General features: G+C 71.9%; 2 protein-coding genes. One reads left to right on the forward strand and one right to left on the reverse strand.

Going from position 1 to position 1,458, the window contains the following annotated elements; translation table 11 throughout:
• A partial coding sequence (locus tag RT323_RS15320) for a pyridoxal-phosphate dependent enzyme (protein WP_313409991.1) occupies positions 1–543 on the reverse strand: 543 nt, incomplete at its 3' end.
• A 265-nt stretch (positions 544–808) separates the two neighbouring features.
• Between RT323_RS15320 and RT323_RS15325 the strand changes: the two genes are divergently transcribed.
• Positions 809–1,458: phenylalanine--tRNA ligase beta subunit-related protein (locus RT323_RS15325; RefSeq protein ID WP_313410002.1), on the forward strand; the 650-nt coding region annotated here is incomplete at its 3' end.

A 1,458-nucleotide genomic window follows, 5' to 3' on the forward strand; every position in this document is an offset into this window, starting at 1 on the left:
GCCCGCGAAGAGCCCGCCACCGCCGACCGCGACGACGATCGTGTCGATGGAGGGCTCGTCCTGCAGGATCTCCTCGGCGAGCGTGCCGGCCCCGGCCACCACGTCCACCTGGTCGTACGCGTGCGCCAGCACCGCGCCGGTGTCCTCGGCGAACCCGACCGCCGCCTGGTGCGCCTCGGCGAACTCGGTCCCCGCCCTGCGCACCTGGGCCCCGTACCCCTCGATGCGGGCGACCTTGACCCGCGGCGCGGACTCGGGCACGAAGACGGTGGCGCGGACACCGAGCGCGCGGGCCGCGAAGGCCTGCGCCAGCCCCGCGTTGCCACCGGACGCCACGACGATGCCCGCGTCGGTGATCTCACCGGACTCGAGGCCGGCCAGCTGGCGATTGAAGGCACCACGCGTCTTGAACACTCCGCAGTGCTGGAGGAACTCGCACTTGAGCCACAGCGGTTCCGCACCGGGTCGCCACAGCGGCGTCCGCCTGACCCGCCCGGCGATGCGATCCGCTGCACGCTGCACGTCCTGCCCGGTGACTCTCACGTCCCCCAGTATCGCGACCCGGTCAGCCATCGCCGTGGACGAGCCTCAGTGTCCCTGGTCGCAGTCGCCCGGCGACTGGAATCCGGGGCGTCGTCACCGGGGCACCTAGAATCGGCCGGTGCCCCCACGTTCCCCGCTGCCTCCACGTCACGGACTGCAGGCGGCGTGGCTGCGGACACCCGACCGCGATCCGCAGGGCCCGCCGTGGCCGACGTTGGCCGCCTGGCTCGAGCACGAGGTCTCGGCCCATGCCGACGTCCACCAGATGCTGGCGGACGAGCGCTTCGTCCGCGACGACCTGACGCCCGTGTGGGTGGACGACCCGTACAGCCCGCACACCTTCGTCTGGTTCCATCGCGACCTGCGCGACGAGGTCGAGGTCCCCGGCGAGATCCGGATGCTGCACCGCGACGAGCGAATCATCGTCGTCGACAAGCCGGCCTTCCTGTCCACGATCCCGCGCGGCAGGCACGTCCTGCAGAGCGTCGTCGTGCGGCTTCGCGCCGAGCTCGGCCTGCCCGAGGACGGCACCGACGGAATCATCGTGCTGGAAGGGGATCCGGCGATCGGCGAGCCGGCGATGCCGCTGCTCGGTGCCGACGAGGTGATCTTCACCCTCGAGGTGACCCCGGACATGCCGCACTGCCTGTCGATCCGCGGGCTGGCCCGCGAACTCGCCCAGGGGCTCGGCGTCGACTTCTCCGATCCGGTGACCGAGGACCACGATCCGGTCGACGGGACGGTCGGGGTCGTTCTCGACGACCCGCGCAGCAGCCGGTTCGTCGCGGTCAAGGTGACCGGTTTCGACCCGACCCGGCCCAGCCCGGCCTGGCTGCGCCGCCGCGTCGCCGCCGGTGGCATGCGCTCCATCTCGCTGGCGGTGGACATCACCAACCTGGTGATGTTGGAGATCGG

It is taken from the genome of Aeromicrobium sp. (assembly GCF_032084975.1).
Lineage (GTDB): Bacteria > Actinomycetota > Actinomycetes > Propionibacteriales > Nocardioidaceae > Aeromicrobium.